Annotated in this window: 9 protein-coding genes; 3 read left to right on the forward strand and 6 right to left on the reverse strand. The window is 40.5% G+C overall.

The window, feature by feature from the left end; translation table 11 throughout:
- Positions 1-4: 4 nt before the first annotated feature.
- The 6 genes from GJB62_RS31930 to GJB62_RS31955 form a co-directional block, all read right to left on the reverse strand.
- Entirely contained in the window at positions 5-2,695 is a 2,691-nt protein-coding gene (locus tag GJB62_RS31930) for a filamentous hemagglutinin N-terminal domain-containing protein (RefSeq protein WP_114084668.1), read from the reverse strand.
- Between the two features lie 509 nt (positions 2,696-3,204).
- Positions 3,205-3,915 carry a hypothetical protein gene (locus GJB62_RS31935; RefSeq protein WP_114084669.1) on the reverse strand — a complete coding sequence of 237 codons (711 nt, stop codon included), beginning with the start codon at positions 3,913-3,915 and terminating at the stop codon, positions 3,205-3,207.
- Positions 3,916-4,068: 153 nt separating this feature from the next.
- Positions 4,069-5,577 (reverse strand): HlyD family efflux transporter periplasmic adaptor subunit, encoded by a 1,509-nt coding sequence (locus GJB62_RS31940; RefSeq protein WP_114084670.1) that lies wholly within the window; start codon positions 5,575-5,577, stop codon positions 4,069-4,071.
- A 20-nt stretch (positions 5,578-5,597) separates the two neighbouring features.
- The gene (locus GJB62_RS31945; protein WP_114084671.1) at positions 5,598-7,826 is read right to left on the reverse strand and encodes a peptidase domain-containing ABC transporter; all 2,229 of its coding nucleotides are present in this window, start codon (positions 7,824-7,826) and stop codon (positions 5,598-5,600) included.
- Between the two features lie 120 nt (positions 7,827-7,946).
- Entirely contained in the window at positions 7,947-11,261 is a 3,315-nt protein-coding gene (locus GJB62_RS31950) for a type 2 lanthipeptide synthetase LanM family protein (protein WP_114084672.1), read from the reverse strand.
- Positions 11,262-11,475: 214 nt separating this feature from the next.
- Positions 11,476-11,781 (reverse strand): Nif11-like leader peptide family natural product precursor, encoded by a 306-nt coding sequence (locus tag GJB62_RS31955; protein ID WP_114084673.1) that lies wholly within the window; start codon positions 11,779-11,781, stop codon positions 11,476-11,478.
- Between the two features lie 223 nt (positions 11,782-12,004).
- Between GJB62_RS31955 and GJB62_RS31960 the strand changes: the two genes are divergently transcribed.
- The 3 genes from GJB62_RS31960 to GJB62_RS31970 all read left to right on the forward strand — a co-directional run bounded on the left by GJB62_RS31960 (position 12,005) and on the right by GJB62_RS31970 (position 16,984).
- Entirely contained in the window at positions 12,005-13,168 is a 1,164-nt protein-coding gene (locus tag GJB62_RS31960) for a sigma-70 family RNA polymerase sigma factor (RefSeq protein ID WP_114084674.1), read from the forward strand.
- 28 nt (positions 13,169-13,196) lie between these two features.
- On the forward strand, positions 13,197-14,354 hold the full coding sequence (locus tag GJB62_RS31965; RefSeq protein WP_114084675.1) for a DUF1822 family protein: 1,158 nt from the start codon (positions 13,197-13,199) through the stop codon (positions 14,352-14,354).
- A 68-nt stretch (positions 14,355-14,422) separates the two neighbouring features.
- Positions 14,423-16,984, forward strand: coding sequence for a CHAT domain-containing protein (locus GJB62_RS31970; protein ID WP_114084676.1), 2,562 nt, complete (start codon positions 14,423-14,425; stop codon positions 16,982-16,984).
- Positions 16,985-17,035 lie beyond the last annotated feature (51 nt).

Below are 17,035 nucleotides of genomic sequence, written 5' to 3' on the forward strand. Positions count from 1 at the left end.
TACATCACTTAACCGAGCAAACACCACTAGAAACAGACAAACCACGAGGCGTAATATTCGGGACTTGAGCTACTAGAGATACAGTACCGTTTTTATCGACAATCCAGCCTTGTGCCTCGACTATTTCCGGTATGGGAGATTGAAGACTTTCGTTGCTCATATTACTGTTTTGATGCTCACTTATCGTATCTAATGTTATCCATCTTGCTGTTGATACTTCACCCTGAAATGCTTCCATTGGACTGCGGGCAATTCCTCCCCTTCCTGTGACGGTAAAAGAACTACGTCTAGCAGGATTTCCGGGGTTACAACTAGAGACAATTTGTTGTGACGCATCCGTGAAATTGTTAGGTAACTCTACCAAGCCACGACTGGGGTCTACATCTAGCGTATTAATTATGACTGTACCTGTTAAACCAAAACGGGAACTAGCGTCAATATCGTTGGTGTTATTTGGTGGCGTTGATGAGCGTTTTTCTAGACCAAAAATACTCTGGGCATTAATGTTAATATTGCCACCTTCCCCTTGAAAAGCATTAGCGACAATATCATTATTTTGATTGACCGTGGCGACGATAAAACCATCCGGTGCATCAATGGCGATGTTACCACCATTGGCATTATTAAAAGCTTGAGCAGAAATGAGACTTTGATTTTGCAACACCAACAGTTTTAAATCTTCCAGTCTGATATTTGCACCTGCACCTGCATTAGTTTCTGCTGTGAGTTTACCTTGGTTGAGCCGAATGGTGTTCGCCCTAGCTGTTAAGTTACCTGCTTCACCAGTCCCTATGGCACTAACAGTAACTTCCCCTCCATCACGGACATTAAAAATAGGTGTATTGATAACTAAATTTCCGGCTTTACCACTGCCTTGGGCTTGAGAGAATAAGGTACTGGGAATAGTCTCGCCGCCAATGGTTCCTGTTCCCATCACATCTACAGATTCAGTCGCATTGACAGTCAAAGTTCCAGCATTACCTTCAGCGAAAGAACCTGATTTAACTTCTCCACCATCACGAATGATTAATCGTCCAACATTAATAGCCGATGTATTTTCTTGACCAGAACCAAAGTTATTGGCTGAAATTCTTGCCCCCTGTTCAACAATTAATGTTTCAGTTGTGACGCTTAAACTGCCTACATTGCCCATTGCCCCAGGTTGAGCAGAAACAAAAATTCCACTGCGTTTATTATCTAAAGTAGCAGCTGTTGCAGAAGGAGAATATCCGCTGAGAAGAATTGAATCAGTTGCAGTGATATTTAAATCACCACCATTACCAGCTTTTCGCGCTGCTGTAACAATTTGCGCTCCGTCTCTAACAGTAAGTATTTTTGTCTCAATAGTTAAAGTACCAGCATCTCCTGGGTTTTCTAGACGGTCAGTTCCTACTTGAGCAAAAATTCCGCTCCGAATTCCATCTCTATTTTCACTAATATCTATCGTATCTGTGGCTTTAACAAAAATATTACCTGCTTGACCAATCCCAAAAGTTGAACTGTCTATTCTTGCCCCATCTTCGATAAATAAACTCTTAGTTTCTATGAATAAATCACCACTTTTGCCTCTCACACTGTTACAGTCTGATATAACACATACTTGAGAACCGATAAAAGTGGGAGAATTATCATCTGCTGTGCCTACCATTTGTATAGATTCAGTCGCTTTGATCACAATATCACCAGCTTTTCCCTGACTTTCAGTAAATGTTGCTATATTGGAACCGCCACTTAATGCTAAAGATTTAGTTGCATTGACAATGAGATTTTTGCCTGTTTCTGAACCGAAAGTAAAGGAAATAATCAGTGAATTATCTGCAATATTAATATTTTTGCCCTGTACTTGAATAGCACCACCACCATCACCACTGGTATTGATAATTGCTCCTTGCGAAAACTGAATATCACCAAAGCTTTGAGAAGATAAATATTCTAAACTGTAACCTTGTGCTATTTCTTTGAAGCTAACAAAACTGTTAGCCCCAACGCTACCTAACTCTATTCTGCCGTCAATAGCTGTTAAGCTACCTCCAGGAAAAAAAATATCACCACCTACTAAGGCTAATGTTTTGCCATTAGGAACTTTTAATCCAATAGGCAAACCAAGGGTGTAAGGATCTTCATCAAAATTTGCTTGTGCTTGGTTAACAATATCTCCTGGAATAGCACCAAATTGAAGACCAATTGGCACACTTATTGTTAATAATGGTGTTACCCCAGAATCAACAGCACTAAATTCTGTGTGATCAAAAAACTTCAAGCTATTTGCTGTAGTAGCAATAAAGGAACCACCAATGTCCAGACTAGCATTTTGTCCAAAAGTAATACCTGTAGGATTAATAATAAATAAATTAGCAGCACCGTTGGCTTTAATAATCCCATCTATATTTGAGGGTAACCCACCTGTCACTCGTGTAATGATGTTTCTGACTTCTGCATTGTTATTAAACAGTACTGTGTCTCCAGTCTTATCTGGTGTCAGCAGAGAAAAAGAAAAATCCTTGAAGCTATGAAAAAGATTCTGCCCCATAACTGTGCCTCCTTCTATGACTCTAGTATTACCTTGGGATACTACTTCAGAGTTAACTGGAAGGGTTGTATCTGGAACAATGTCTGCTAGTATTCGGTTAGAAAGTAACAGCAAAATTATGATACTATTGCCAAAACTCCATAATCCAGATTTGTAATTCTTCATACAGTTTTTTAGTGATTTTGAAAAAGAAACAGAATGAAATAATTTGATTTTTTAACTATTAATACTGTTTATATCATGTTCGTTTAATCACTTATAATTAAAGTAGGTCGGGTAGAGGAATGTATTGCTAAAGCATCAAGTTATGACGAGTATGACTCCGCTAACACGTAGTTTGCCGCAGGCATAACCCAATATATTCACGAATTTGTTGGGTTTCACTTTGTTCAACCCAACCTACAAAAATATATTTTGTTACAAGTATTCATGCGAACTTGATATCAAGTCTTTTATGGAATAAATTGTTTCATATTTATAAACATAAAGACGTATAGCCACACGTCTTTAAATAAAAATCAAACACTTTATTTTTATTGCTTAATTAAATGAGATAGTTATAGCGGTTCCGACCTAATGAGGTAAGTTTTCAAAGCTAATCATTTTGGCAAACTCCTAAGAAAAACATTCAGTAGGTGGATCTAAGTTGCTTAGGAAAGGCTATACAAACAATATTAATTAAGTTGATGTTTTTGCCGCTTTAGTCCAAAGAAAGCACTTAGAACTCCGACACTTAGTAAGCCTGTTGCAAAGCTGGGTTCGGGAACCTGTGTGACCGAATCAGATGCAGGGATGAAGTTAAATCCATTGCTGTCATTGGCTAACTCAGAATTCAACCCACTAAGATTTCTGGGAAAGATCACAATTCCATCAGAATTAAGAAAATTAGCTAAATTTTCGAGGTTGAAAACAGATAAAGAATTGGGATCAGTGAAAGGAGAGTAAAACTCAAAGTTAATAAAATTTTCACCACTGGCATCTTCTAATCTAGCCTCATATTTAACGGCTTGATTCACAAATTCTCCTCCAAATGTACTAAAATTACTTGGTTGGTTATTCAGGATTCTTAATTTCTCTGGGTCTTCGATGACAGAGCTTTTAAGTAATCCTGTGGTAAAAAATATGTCGCGAGGAAAAGCTGAATTTTCACCAACTTGATATAAACCGTTTATTATCGCATTCGGAAATATGCCGATATTTAAATCTGGGTCAATATCCTCTATAGAAGTATCTATTGTAAAGGAAAATAAATCTTCTGGTTCTTCATTGATGGCAGGACTCGATGCTTGACCAAATCCTGCCTGAGCAGACTCTGAAAAGATGTTAAATGCTATTGTTAAAATGCTGGCGGCAATAATAGCTTTCAAACTTTTGTTCAGTTCCATGAAATCTCCTCCTTAATTACTTAGTAATTTCACATTTATTTTTTTATTTTACTGATTATCTAAGCATAATTAGCCGTATTTATACGAGATTCAATTTATTACTTCATGAAAAAAACATATTTGCTTCAAATTAAGGTGTGTAAATTAACTTTGTTACCAGTCTGCAATTAACCGAGCTTTTCTGAGCAGGAATTTCAGGACTGTTTCTGATCGCGAAATAATATCAACTCTTCCCTGCATTCCCGGTTGAATAGTACACTGATGGTTGCTCTTACCTAAGAACAAGCTTTCTGGGAGTATTGTTACCTCATAGAAAGAAGTGCTACTACTCTGCATGGAATTAGAAGCATTACCTACTGTGGACACAAGCTGATTCCCTTGAGATTTGATAGTATCTTCAGAAATTTGGCTGACAACACCCTTAAGAGTTCCGTAGTCAGGATAGGGACAGGCAGAAACCCGCATCTGTACTTTTTGACCTTTTGCCAACTTACTAACATCATCAGGGGAGACGGCGGCTTTGATGACTAAGGGAGCATTGCTAGGGACAATTTGAGCAATTTCCTCACCCAGACGCACCGATTGACCGGTGTTTCGGAGGTTTAGTTGAGAGAGAATCCCGTCTTCGGTGACTGTAATCTTAGTTTGGCTAAGGTTGCTTTCTACTTGTTGTAGTTCCCTGGTGTCACGCTGGATCTGATTTTTCATTTGAATCCTCTGCTGGAACAAAGCTTCCCATTCTCGGTTGAGGGTGGCGAGAGTGGCTTGACCGCTAGCACTTTCTTGGGCAATAGTCTCTTTAGTGATCGCAACTTCGGAATCACTGGGATTGAGAGCAGCTTTAATGCGGCGCAGTTTTGCTTGCTCGGCGGCGATAGCTTGTTGTCGCTGGGCAATAATTTGCTGTTGCGCTTCAACAGTAGCTCGTCGCACCTCAACCCCTTGTTTTTGTTGAGCAACATCTAACTGGACTTCTTCTAATTGATTCAGAGACAAAGCGCCGGCTTCAACTACTTTTTGATAGCGATCACGTTTGGCTTGAGCTGCGCTCATCGCCGCCTTGGTTGACTGGAGATTTGCACGCGATGAACGCAGTTCTACCTGTGCTTGAGACCATTCATTTTGCGCTCTTTTTAAGTTCGCCTCGGCTTCTTCTACTTCTGCTTTGACAGTAATTTGCTGATCTCGATAATTGCGTTGGGAGCGATTGAATGCAGCTTGAGCCGAAATAACCGCACGGTTTTTGCGCTCAGTTTCCGCTTTAATTTGACGGTTCAAAGCTTGAATTTGGGCATCGATTTGCAACAGTTGCAGTTGTGTCTGCTGGATGTTGCTTTGCAGTTGGCTTTTTTGAGTTTGCAGGCGGGAATCATCGATAGTGGCTAGCACATCTCCCTTTTTCACTACCTGATTTTCTTTAAAAAATATGTTTGTTACCTGACCTTCTGTAGCTGCTTGCACGAGCCGCAATTCTCCTGTGGGTCGGATACTTGCCTGCCCTTTAACTGTTACTTTATATTCGATCATAGAAGATAGTGCGATCGCTCCGCCAACAGCAGCGACGAGTACCAAACCGCCTAATCTCGCCCAATTACCAATCGGCGGGAGGAATTCATTGCTTTCAACTAGGGGCAGAGAGTCAACGTTAATCTGGTTAAGCATGACAGTTTTCTGGGTAGAGATTAGCGAATGCTAGTTGGGGAACTTCCATTCAGATGAAAGTTGGCAAGATTTTTGCCGAAACCATTGACTCTCGATAAATCAACACCGTCGAGAAAATCTAAATGCTCCCCAGCTTGATGACACAGAACCTCTGGAGAACCTTGAATTTTCAGTTGTCCTTTTTCCAGCATGACAATCCAATCAGCTTGCTGGATAACTTTGGGACGATGGCTGATTAAAATAGTGGTTTGACCTTGGCGGTGAGTTAGCAACTGGTTTAATACTTCGGCTTCACTAACTGGGTCGAGTGCGCCAGTAGATTCATCTAAAATCAGCACTGGCGGGTTATTAACGATGGCTCTGGCAATAGCTAATCTCTGCCGTTGTCCACCAGAGAGATTCGCACCAAATTCTCCTAAGACAGTTTGATATTTGTCGGGGAGGTGGCTGATAAACTCATCAGCCCCAGCAATCTGGCAAGCTTGCACAATCTGCTCAAAGGTAATGTGAGGTGAACCTAAACGGAAATTTTCCATAATCGACCGACTCCAAAAGTGCGCGTCTTGAGGAACTAGAACCACTTGTTGGCGGAAGCAATCTAGAGAAAGGTCTTCTAGGTTGTAAATGCCAAAGCGAATATTGCCAGACTGGAGTTGATATAAACCTGCAATCAATTTAGCTAGGCTGCTTTTACCGCAGCCAGATTTGCCGATTAGGGCAATTACTTGGCCACCAGGAATAGTTAGAGAGAAATCTTGCAACAGTTCAACTCTGCCTGCATGATGAAAGTTGAGGTTGATACAAGTGATATCTGCGTTGCTTTGAATTTTTGCCCAAGGCTTTTGGCTATTATCTAGAGTTTCTGGGGTAGCGTCAATGACTTCGGTGAGGCGTTGGGTAGCAGTTTTGGTACGAGTGAATTCATCAACAAAGCTGATAGTGGTTTCAATAAAGCTAGTAAAGTTACCATTCATGCTATTGAATGCCAGAAGCATCCCAATAGATAATTCCTGACTAATCACTAGAGTACTACCAAACCAAAGTAAAGCGATGCTACCGATGCTTGATACTAAGTTTGAGAAAATGCCGTTGACAATACCAATTTGAATAGTACGGAAGCTAAGGTTAGCAAGGCGACTAAATCGACTCTGAAATTCTTCCCAGAATTGCGGAGCGGCGGCAGTAGTTTTCAGGGTAATAGCACCTTTGAAAGTTTCTACCAAAACACCTTGATTTTCGGCTGATAAGACCAAAACGCTGCGAATTTTTTGCTGGAGGGTGGGTAAGAAAATTACTGTTGAGAGAGTCATTAAAAGAGCGATCGCACCAGCTACTACTGTGAGTTTTATACTGTAAAACAGCATCAAGCTTAAGGAAACTAGGGCAATAAACAGCTGGCTGGGCAGACTCACAACGGCTTGAGAAATTAACTGGTTAATTTGTTGAATATCTTCTAGGCGACTGACAATTTCGCCACTGCGACGGGATTCATAGTAACTTAAAGGTAAACGCAGAATTTGTCGTCCGAATTCAAAAATTAGTCCTAGTTGCAGACGTTGTGCAAAATGAGCGACAAGATTTGATTGTGCTAACTTCAGGCTACTGCTAACTAGATGCATGACGATGACGGCAATGGCAACGCTAGTCAGAAGTTGGGTATCTCCACGAACTAGCACGTCATCGGTGAGAATTTGCAACAGTAAGGGAGAGGCGAGGGAGAGTAAACCTAAAACCGAGTTGAGCAACAAGGTTTGAGCAAGAATGGCACGATAAGGCCAAACACGCCGCAGGAAGCGTCCAAAACCGCCAATTTTCTCTTGTTCATCTTCTTGACTAAAAAAGCGGACTGGATCTGGTTCTAGGAGGAGCATTACTCCGTTTGTCCATGCTTCTAGAAGCAACTTTTTTTCTAGATAACGGATACCTGCACCAGGGTCAGCAACGACGTATTTATTGCCCTGCTTGCCGTACAAAACTACCCAATGATAACCTTTCCAGTGAATGATAGCTGGTAAAGGAATGTCTTTTTCGTTGAAAGTTTCTAGAGTTAATTTCACTGCCCTTGCGTTGAAACCAAGGGCTTCTGCTCCTTGTTTCAATCCTAATAGGGTGCTTCCTTGCTGTCTTGTGCCTACAGCTTCCCGACAGCGACTAATGCTAAAGGTTTTGCCATAATGTTTAGCGATCGTAGCCAGACTTGCCGCACCACAATCTTCTTCACTATGTTGTTTAATAAACTGGTAGTTCATGGACTTCATCGAAAGTAATTGAAAACAAATGCAAATGGTCAAACAGGGCGATGATGAAAATTGATTGTGAGTTATCCATATTTGACAGGATTTCACTGTTGACGGTTTGTTTATTTATGCTTACTCCCAAAGCAGCACTGAGGGCAGTACATTTGGATAAGCTAATCGCAGCAATTCATAGCCAATTCCAGAGTTGCCTTGAAAGAAACTGGGACTAAAAACATGGTTAGGCAAATTAGGAAATAGTTGATAAGCACCCATTTGTTCTGCCCTTGCAACTACCGAAGCAGCTTGTTGTTGAGCAAGGGTGCGTAAACTTTCCCGCCCTAGTTTTTGTGCGCCTACCAACAACACTTCCATGCGACCCAAATTACCGCAGCAAAGATGGTCAACATTCTGTAAGCCATATTTCTGAGTTGTTTGCAACGCTATTTCTATATCCTGATGAATCTCTTCTGTCTCTAAGATTGACAAACCGCCCAATCTTGCCAAGCCAATTCCAGGTGCGCCGTGACACCAAGTCACCATACATACAGATCCTGGATTGCGAAAATCAGGCCAATTGGCAGATTTTTGAGAGAAGACACGGCTTTCATAAATAATTCCCTCTTGAGCCGCCTTTAAATAAGCCCAGTCATCTGTGACTGCATACAGTTGTAATAAGGCGTAGGAAATGCCAGCCGCACCGTGAGAGAAACCCGTTAACGGCTGCTCTGCAAAATTTATCCAGGCTTTGGGTGAACCTCCAACACTGATCTGATGCTCTAGCAAATGTTGACCGCAGGCTATTGCTTTCTCTAATACGGCCGAATCTGCTGTTTGGCGATAAAGTGCCAACAGTCCCAGAATCGCTCCCGCAGATCCAGCGAGGATATCAAACTTGGTATCGACGGCGATGAGTTCGGGTGAGATCATCTGCGCTGCTCGTCGAGCATCTTCTAATAAGGATGGTTCTTTGAGAAATTGACTAATTCTCACTAAAGAATAGATAATTGAACCTAATCCTGTAGCTCCACCAATACCGAGAGAGCTAGCAAATCTTTTAGCTAACTGTGCATCGGTTATCTGCAAGAATTTCCTTATAGGCTGTAAAGCACCCAAGGTTAAATAGCGGAACTGATTATTACCCCTGACATAATCCAAAGCTGACAAAAATATCGCAATACCACAATTACCATTGAAGAGACTGGCATCCAAGGGTTGAAGCTGAAAGCGATCAGCATCAGAGAGATAGGCTAAACCAATCCAGTGAATGCTACCATCTGTGCCAGTAATCCCTCGTGCTTGAATTTCTTGGGCGATCTCTTGAGAGTGTTGGAGCAACTTTTCAGATGTTAAAGCATTAATTTGTGAAATCTGTGCCTCTTTGACTGTATTGGCTGGTTCAGTTCCCGGTGTCTGGGCCACTCTCGCATAAAAAGCTCCCTGAATAATGGCTATTTGCTGTGCTAAATCTACCTGATCTAGTTTTTGCAATCGAGAGACAACTTGATCGTAGCTGGGTGCTTGAAAGTATTTTTCAATGGGTTGCTCTAGTCCAACAGTTAAGGCATCGCTATCAGAACTAGCTGCAAAATAAGGAACATCTAACTGTTCCATTGCCCTCAATTCTGAATGCAAAATTGACCAAGCATTTGGCTTATCCTGAGCTATGAGAAACGCTCGACTGAGGATATCTAGTTCAATACTCCGGTTAATGCCACTTTGAAGGAATTCTGGAGCAAGAGTCTTTTGCAAAATTACCCCGTATACTTGAGTGGCACGAAAAACAAACCGTATTCGTTGCGCTTGTAGCTTTGTTAAGGGGCTATCAGTTGCTAGTAATGCTTGACGTTGCTCTCCCAGAAAGAGATACATTTGCTGAAATCCTGCAACCAACTCCTCAAGATAGTCATTAGGAGACAACGCCACTCCATTTAAAATCGGGACATTTTTCTGGATTGGCATCGTGACTGTCTTATACCCCAGGTGCATGTCATCTGTATTTATAGACTTCCAATAGGACGCACGCTTAGGTGTTTGCTGAGGATCGACATTCCCTAAACCACTAATATCATAGGCAATACGATTGTCTTGACTAAAGTCCCAGCGAGGTAACAGTCCTGTACGGAGAACTAAATCCCAAAGCTGTGGAATATTTGCAGTTTGTGCTTCCTTGGCTTCTGGAGAGATTTCCATGACTCTGGCTTCGTGGTGTAATAGAGTTTCCATATCTATCAGCACCAGATGTTCGCCACTGGCAATGAGATTTTCGTTATGGCAATCAGTCCCTTGTAGGACGTACAGCAGGCACAGCAGCATCCCTGCACGCTGATAAAAGCGTTGTGCTGCTGCCTCATCTTCACAAGGTAAGTGTTCCACATATTCAACCCAGCCATAACCCTGACGATTGAACACTTTTAGGACTTTTAAAGATAAAGGCATCTCGCGCTGATTGCACCAGTCTAAAAACTGGTTATAGGCAACTTCTAAACCTAAATCTTTGGGTTTGTAGACGAGTTTTAATCCAGACTCAAAGGTGATGGCGATCGCAGTTCTTCCTCGATGATGAGGATCAGATAAAGCAGGTTTGATTTCTCTGACTTTACCTAATTGGGTAAGAGTTGATTTTTCTTGATTAATCAGCTCACATGGGAATAATTGCTGAATTTCAGATAAATCTGCTTGTAAGCGTTGCAAAAATTCCACTGTCGCTTCCACCCAGAAATCAATCGCAGTGGCCACTAATTTGCCCAGGACTGGATATTTCTGGAAAAAAGTCATCAGTCCATCTTGCAAAAGATTCTGCACAAAGGCATTGTAATGGATCTTGCTAGGAGAACCATTTGTCTGTTTTTCGAGTAAGTTGACAAAGCTATGTCCAAAGGGACGAAAACGAGAAAATTCTAATTCCAGGGTTTTGGAGCAAAGGTTCACCAAGTTTTTGAGTAAGTTGCGCTCTAGACTCAGGTAAGCTTCTTCGCAAAGCAGTTCTAAAGGTAAATAATCTGAAGATAAGATCGCAGATCCCAGACGAGTTAATAATTTTTGCCGCGCTACAGAAAGAGCAGGTAATAGAATATCTTCAAACAGCAGTGGCTCGTGCAGATCAATAGAAATTTTAGATTTATGGTCAAAAGTAAATTCTGAGGCGATTTTAATAATTTCTGTTAATGTTTGCGCCCAGACGGGTACAGATGAATTATCTGCAATATTATGCTGTGTTTCTAAAACTGAACTTAATGTATTGATATCCAATCCATCCCACTGGAGGCGTTTGTGAAACTTGTCCCAGTTTCCTTGGGCAACGACTTGACACCAGCGATTTAGGTGTACACTGGCTTTTTGTTCATGTTTTCCATCTGTCTCAAAGTTGTACAATCTATTGCTGAGACATTCAGATAAAGAACTAGCTTGGGTAATAATTTTGTTTAGCTCAAACTGATTTATTGTCATTTTATTAACCTAAATCTAGGGAAATAGTTTAGAAGAATTTGTTTGTATAATTGGGAGTTTTTAGGATGAAGAAAAACCAGTCAGCAAGTATCACCAGTGAAGATAGTATGCAGACTGGCCTTAACTTTATGTTTGGTAGCAGGTAATTAGGGCTATATATCATTGATATTTCAAATGTTTAAGCCCTGGAAGACCTATCTGAACATCAGTCCTGTTAGCAACACCGACCTGGGTCTTTTGTACCTATATGGGTACGGTGTGTGTCCAAGCAAATACCAAATACTATTAGCCCACCACCTGCAACTGCTTCCATTTGCTGATCAGATAATTCTTCAAGTTCACCCTTAGTTTGCCGACGTTCTAGTTCAAATTGCAGCAGTTCATCTTCGGTGAACTCATAGCCGTACTCAATAGCGATCGCTATCATGCTTGATGGGCTAGTAGCAAACTTGACCTTTTCTGTTAATACTTCATCCTTGGCAGCAGCTTGGAAAAATTCCACGACTTGTTGTTTAGACATCTATTTTTCTCCTACTTTTTTTATGATGTTTTTAGGAATAGACTTTTGGCTTCAGGTATTTACCTGTGCTTTTGTCTTCCTGTGCCTTTCTACGATGGCTTTGAGTATTTATGCACCTAGTGGGAATTTTTTTTATAAAATGTCGGAAATACCTGGAATGTTGTGTATTACAATTAAGTAGAAATTCGTAAACTTGAAATTTCCTTATACTTATATAATTTTCATGCAACCCCGACAGGGCATTATTGAAATCTTCTCGACCTTTGTGCAGTTTGATGCAGATAGGTTCAGCGTTTGGGCAACAGATAACAAACTACAGCGAAGTATCAAAAGATGCTTAGAGCAATACCCGCAACAGAAATCTGATAATTTTTGGGTGCTTTATTGGTACAAAATCTGGCAAATAGAATCTAGCCCTCTAGCCGTGGGACATATTTCCGCTTATCTACAAGAGGTATGCTACTGGGTTGCTAGAAAAATAGCCGTAAACTTTATCAGTCAATTTTCTGTTGCTGATTGTTTTCAGATAGCTATTTCCTGCATTCATAAAATTCTCAAAAATTTTAATCCTGAATACAGTACAAATTTAAAAAGCTATGCAAAATATGCTTTTGAGCGTTTCCTCAAAGATTCATTACGTCTAGGAAAGGAAGCAGATATATGCACAGATTGGGCTTTACTGCATAAAATTAGCCGGAAGCGGTTGGTAAATTCCTTAAATAATGCTGGTTGTACCAGTCAAATTATCAATAGTTATGTCTTAGCTTGGGAATGTTTTAAGGAACTCTACACCAGTGAGAGCCAAACTATCCGTCAGTTGGGAAAACCGAGTACCATTACATGGCAAACAATCACTCAGCTTTACAATAGACAAAGCTTGAGCCAACTGACTCCAGAAACTTTGGAAAAATGGCTGAGTACCTGCGCTAAAGCGGTGCGTGATTTTCTTTACCCCAAGTTTGTCTCTGTAGATGCTCCTATTAATGGGCAAGAATCAGGTAATTTATTAGATATATTACCCGCAGATTTACCAGCATCCTTACTTACCGAAATCATCGCACAAGAAGAATCTACAACTAGACAAACACAACAAGCACAATTAAATCAAGTTTTAATGGATGCTTTAGCAGCGTTGGATATTCAGGCTCAAAAATTACTCCAAGTTTATTATCAGCAAAAGCTAACTCAACAACAAATCGCCCAACAGTTAGAAATGAAGCAATACACAGTCTCTCGCCGTCTTACCACCATTAAACGCTCATTGCTCACTACCCTATCGCAGTGGAGTATCAATACTTTGCATATCTCCCCTACACCTATCGTACTGGATGCCATTAGTAAAAGTCTAGAAGAGTGGCTTAACAATTACTATACTCACTCCCTCTGACACCTTTAAAGTAGAACCTCTTGAGATTATGTTTGATGCTTCCCTTGCTTTCCCTGTTGATAATGATTTGGTGCTAGAAATAATTCAGACATTGCCAAATGTAGAATATAACTACTCTACGCCTGGTGGCTATCAGCGTGCTTGGCTCAATCAAATCTGTTCGAGTACATTTTTAGCTTGGTTGCAAGAGGAAATTACACCCAATGCTAGAGTGCATCCTAACATAGCGGCCCTACCAAGTTTTTGGGAAATAGTCAATGGTGCAGCTATAAGTTTTGATAACTCTCGTTTGGTTTTACTTCCTACCTTAGCGATGGATGTCGATGAGTTGCGTGTATCTCAAGAATGGGTGGATATTCCAGAATTGGTGGCGGATTATTACTTAGCGGTGCAAGTAAATCCTGATGAGGAGTGGATTAGAATTTTGGGCTATTCAACTCATCAACAATTAAAAACTTTAGGGGTTTATGATGAGAGCGATCGCACTTACAGTTTAGAATCCGATCATTTAATCTCAGACTTGAATGTGCTTTGGGTAACTCGTCAATTGTATCCTGAAGAAATCAGACGTGCGTCGGTTGCTCCCCTACCACCTTTACCCCAAACCCAAGCAGCCAATTTACTCCACAGATTAAGTAATGCAGATATCAAATTCCCCCGCTTAGAAATCCCTTTTTCTCTTTGGGGAGCATTAATCGCTCATGGCGGTTGGCGACAACGCTTGTATGAATTACGCCAAGGAATTGTCCAACCAGCATCAATCGGACAATGGCTGCAAGAAGGTGTATCAAATTTTGCTCAACAACTCGGCTGGGAACGACGACAATTTACAGCCTTGTCTTCAGGGATGAGGAGTCTAGAAAGCGAAGCGTCTATTCTCGGTTTATCTCGACAAATATCAGTAGCTGGTAATACTTATGAATTACGAATTTTCCCTAAAGGCAACCCAGAAGAACAAATTTGGCGTTTTGAATTACGCAATACAAATCCAGAAATCATGATTCCTGTAGGGTTTCAACTCAGATTGCTGACGGAAGACTTACAGCCATTTCCTAATAATGAAGATATAGCAGCAACACCTGTAGAAGAATTGTATGTGGAGGTGATGTTAGAACCCGGTGAAGGGTTAGTTTGGGAAGTCACACCTTTACCAGCAGAATATGAGCGCGAAATTTTACGTTTTTAGTTGCAAGGGGCTTGTTGTGTGTGACTCCGTGGTTTAATTAACGACGGAGGTATGGAGACACAAAAGAAGTGAAGAAGATTATTAATTTTTGTTTACTATTTGTGTTAACTTTACTCTTATGTGTTGTGCTGAGTCCAGCGATCGCAAACATTTCTCGAACGGCAATAATTAATCAAGATTCACAATCAAAAATTCTCGAAAGCCAAAAATTATATGAAAGTGGTAGATTTGCTGAGGCGGTGCAAGTTTTACAGCAAGCAGTCCAGGCATATCAACAGCAGGGAGATACTTTAAAACAATCTGTAGCTTTGAGTAATCTATCTCTGGCTTATCAACAACTTGGTAATTGGCAACAAGCTCAAATTGCCATTACCAATAGCTTAGATTTACAAGGCTTTCAACCACTTGGTACAACTAATAAAAATTTAGCAGTTTTAGCTCAAACTTTAGATATTGAAGGACGCTTACAACTCTTGACAGGTAAGCCAGAAGCAGCTCTTAGTACTTGGAAACAGACTGAAGATATTTACACCAAGCTGGGAGATAAAAACGGTATTGCTTTGGCACTACTTTATCAAGCTCAAGCATTAAGAAATCGAGGTTTTAATAAACAAGCTATTAAAAAACTAGAACAGGTAAATCAAACCTTAGCATCTCAAGGTGATTCTTTGGCAAAAGCAACAGTTTTACTTTCCCTTGGTGATACATTAGAAAATGTAGGAGAATCAGAAAAATCTCGGCTGGCTTTAGAACAAAGTTTAACAATTTATCAAAGTTTAAAATCACCAGAAAATATTGCTTCAAGTCTGCTTAGTTTAGGAAATAATGCTCGGAATCAACAAAAAATTCTCCAAGCGATCGCATTTTACCAAAAAACATTTGATACATCAACTTCACCCCTCACAAAAGTTCAAGCAAAACTCAATCATCTCAATTTACTAATTGAGGAAAAACAATTTACAGCAACACAAATCTTAATTCCAGAAATTCAATCTCTAATTGCACAACTTCCACCCTCACGCCCATCGATTTACGCCTGGATTAACTTTGCTCACAGTTTGTCTATTTTAAATACTCCCAAATCCCAAATTGCTCGACTCCTGGCTACATCTGTACAACAAGCCCGGAGTTTGGATGATATCCGAGCCGAAGCCTATGCTTTAGGTAATTTGGGTAATTTGTATGAAAAAAACCAACAATTTGCTGAGGCTATTAACCTGACGCAACAGGCTTTGATATTGGCACAAACTAGCAACGCACCGGAAATTACTTATTTGTGGCAATGGCAGATGGGTAGATTATTAAAAGCCCAAGGTAATTTTACTGGAGCGATAGCAGCTTATGATGCAACTGTAGAAACATTAGAGTCGCTGCGTACTGACTTAGTAGCAGTCAATCAGGATATACAGTTTAATTTCCGAGATAATGTAGAGCCAGTTTATCGTGAGTCGGTGGTTTTACTGCTGCAAAATTCTGGAGAAAAACCCGATATTAAAACATTAGATAAAGCTAGAATACGCATAGAAGCGTTACAGTTAGCAGAACTGGATAACTTTTTCCGAGAAGCTTGTTTACAAGGACAGAAGGTAATTTTAGATCAAATAGTAGACAAGGAAAATCCCAACGCTGCCATACTTTATACAATTATTCTGCCAGAACAACTGCAAGTAATTGTTAAAATTCCTCAGCAACCACTGCGCCATTATACAGTTAACAAATCCCAGGTTGAAGTTGAGCGCACCTTGGGAGAATTGCGGGAATACATTTTAGAACCGGATAGAACGGAGGAAGTACAAGCTCTTTCCCAAGAAGTCTATAACTGGTTAATTAAACCTATTGAATCTGATTTAGCCACAAGTCGAGTTAATACCCTAGTATTCATACTGGACGGAGCATTAAAAAATATACCACTAGCTGCTCTTTACGATGGCGAAAAATATTTGGTAGAAAAATACGCTGTTGCTCTCAGTTTAGGGCTTCAACTATTAGCTCCCAAACCTCTGGCTCAAACATCATTGAAAGTACTGGCTGCTGGTTTAGTGCAGCCTCCGGTGGATTTCCCAACATTCTCACCCTTACCAGGAGTCAAGTTAGAATTTGACCTCATTGCTCAAACAGGAGCATCTACCAAAAAACTACTAGATCAAGACTTTACCAGCAGCACTCTAGAAAAAAATGTAAATACTGTTCCTTTTAATGTCTTACATTTGGCGACTCATGGGCAATTTAGTTCTCGCCCAGAAGATACTTTTATCCTCGCTTCTGATGGTTCTATCAATGTTTTACAGTTCGATAAATTACTCCGCAGTCAGAGCGACACTAATACGCAAATCATAGAATTATTAGTTTTGAGTGCTTGTCAGACTGCCACAGGTGACAACCGCGCTACATTAGGGTTGGCAGGCGCGGCTGTAAAAGCAGGCGCACGTAGCACAGTCGCTTCTCTGTGGCACATCAATGATCAATCTACTGCCATCTTAATTGGTGAATTTTACAATGAATTAGTCAATGCTAAAGTGAGTAAAGCAGAAGCTTTGCGTCGCGCTCAAGTAAAATTATTAACTAAGTATCCTAATTATAGTCGCCCTGGTTACTGGGCTGCCTATGTATTAATTGGTAATTGGTTTTAAGCAACAACAGCAAAAAATTTCGTGGCACATTGGCTACTCATCCATCAGTCC

Source organism: Nostoc sp. ATCC 53789 (genome assembly GCF_009873495.1).
Lineage (GTDB): Bacteria > Cyanobacteriota > Cyanobacteriia > Cyanobacteriales > Nostocaceae > Nostoc > Nostoc muscorum_A.

Coding starts and splice junctions, on each gene's coding strand:
- GJB62_RS31930 (WP_114084668.1), bottom strand. CDS start 2,695: ATGAAGAATTACAAATCTGGATTATGGAGTTTTGGCAATAGTATCATA.
- GJB62_RS31935 (WP_114084669.1), bottom strand. CDS start 3,915: ATGGAACTGAACAAAAGTTTGAAAGCTATTATTGCCGCCAGCATTTTA.
- GJB62_RS31940 (WP_114084670.1), bottom strand. CDS start 5,577: ATGCTTAACCAGATTAACGTTGACTCTCTGCCCCTAGTTGAAAGCAAT.
- GJB62_RS31945 (WP_114084671.1), bottom strand. CDS start 7,826: ATGAACTACCAGTTTATTAAACAACATAGTGAAGAAGATTGTGGTGCG.
- GJB62_RS31950 (WP_114084672.1), bottom strand. CDS start 11,261: ATGACAATAAATCAGTTTGAGCTAAACAAAATTATTACCCAAGCTAGT.
- GJB62_RS31955 (WP_114084673.1), bottom strand. CDS start 11,781: ATGTCTAAACAACAAGTCGTGGAATTTTTCCAAGCTGCTGCCAAGGAT.
- GJB62_RS31960 (WP_114084674.1), top strand. CDS start 12,005: ATGCAACCCCGACAGGGCATTATTGAAATCTTCTCGACCTTTGTGCAG.
- GJB62_RS31965 (WP_114084675.1), top strand. CDS start 13,197: ATGTTTGATGCTTCCCTTGCTTTCCCTGTTGATAATGATTTGGTGCTA.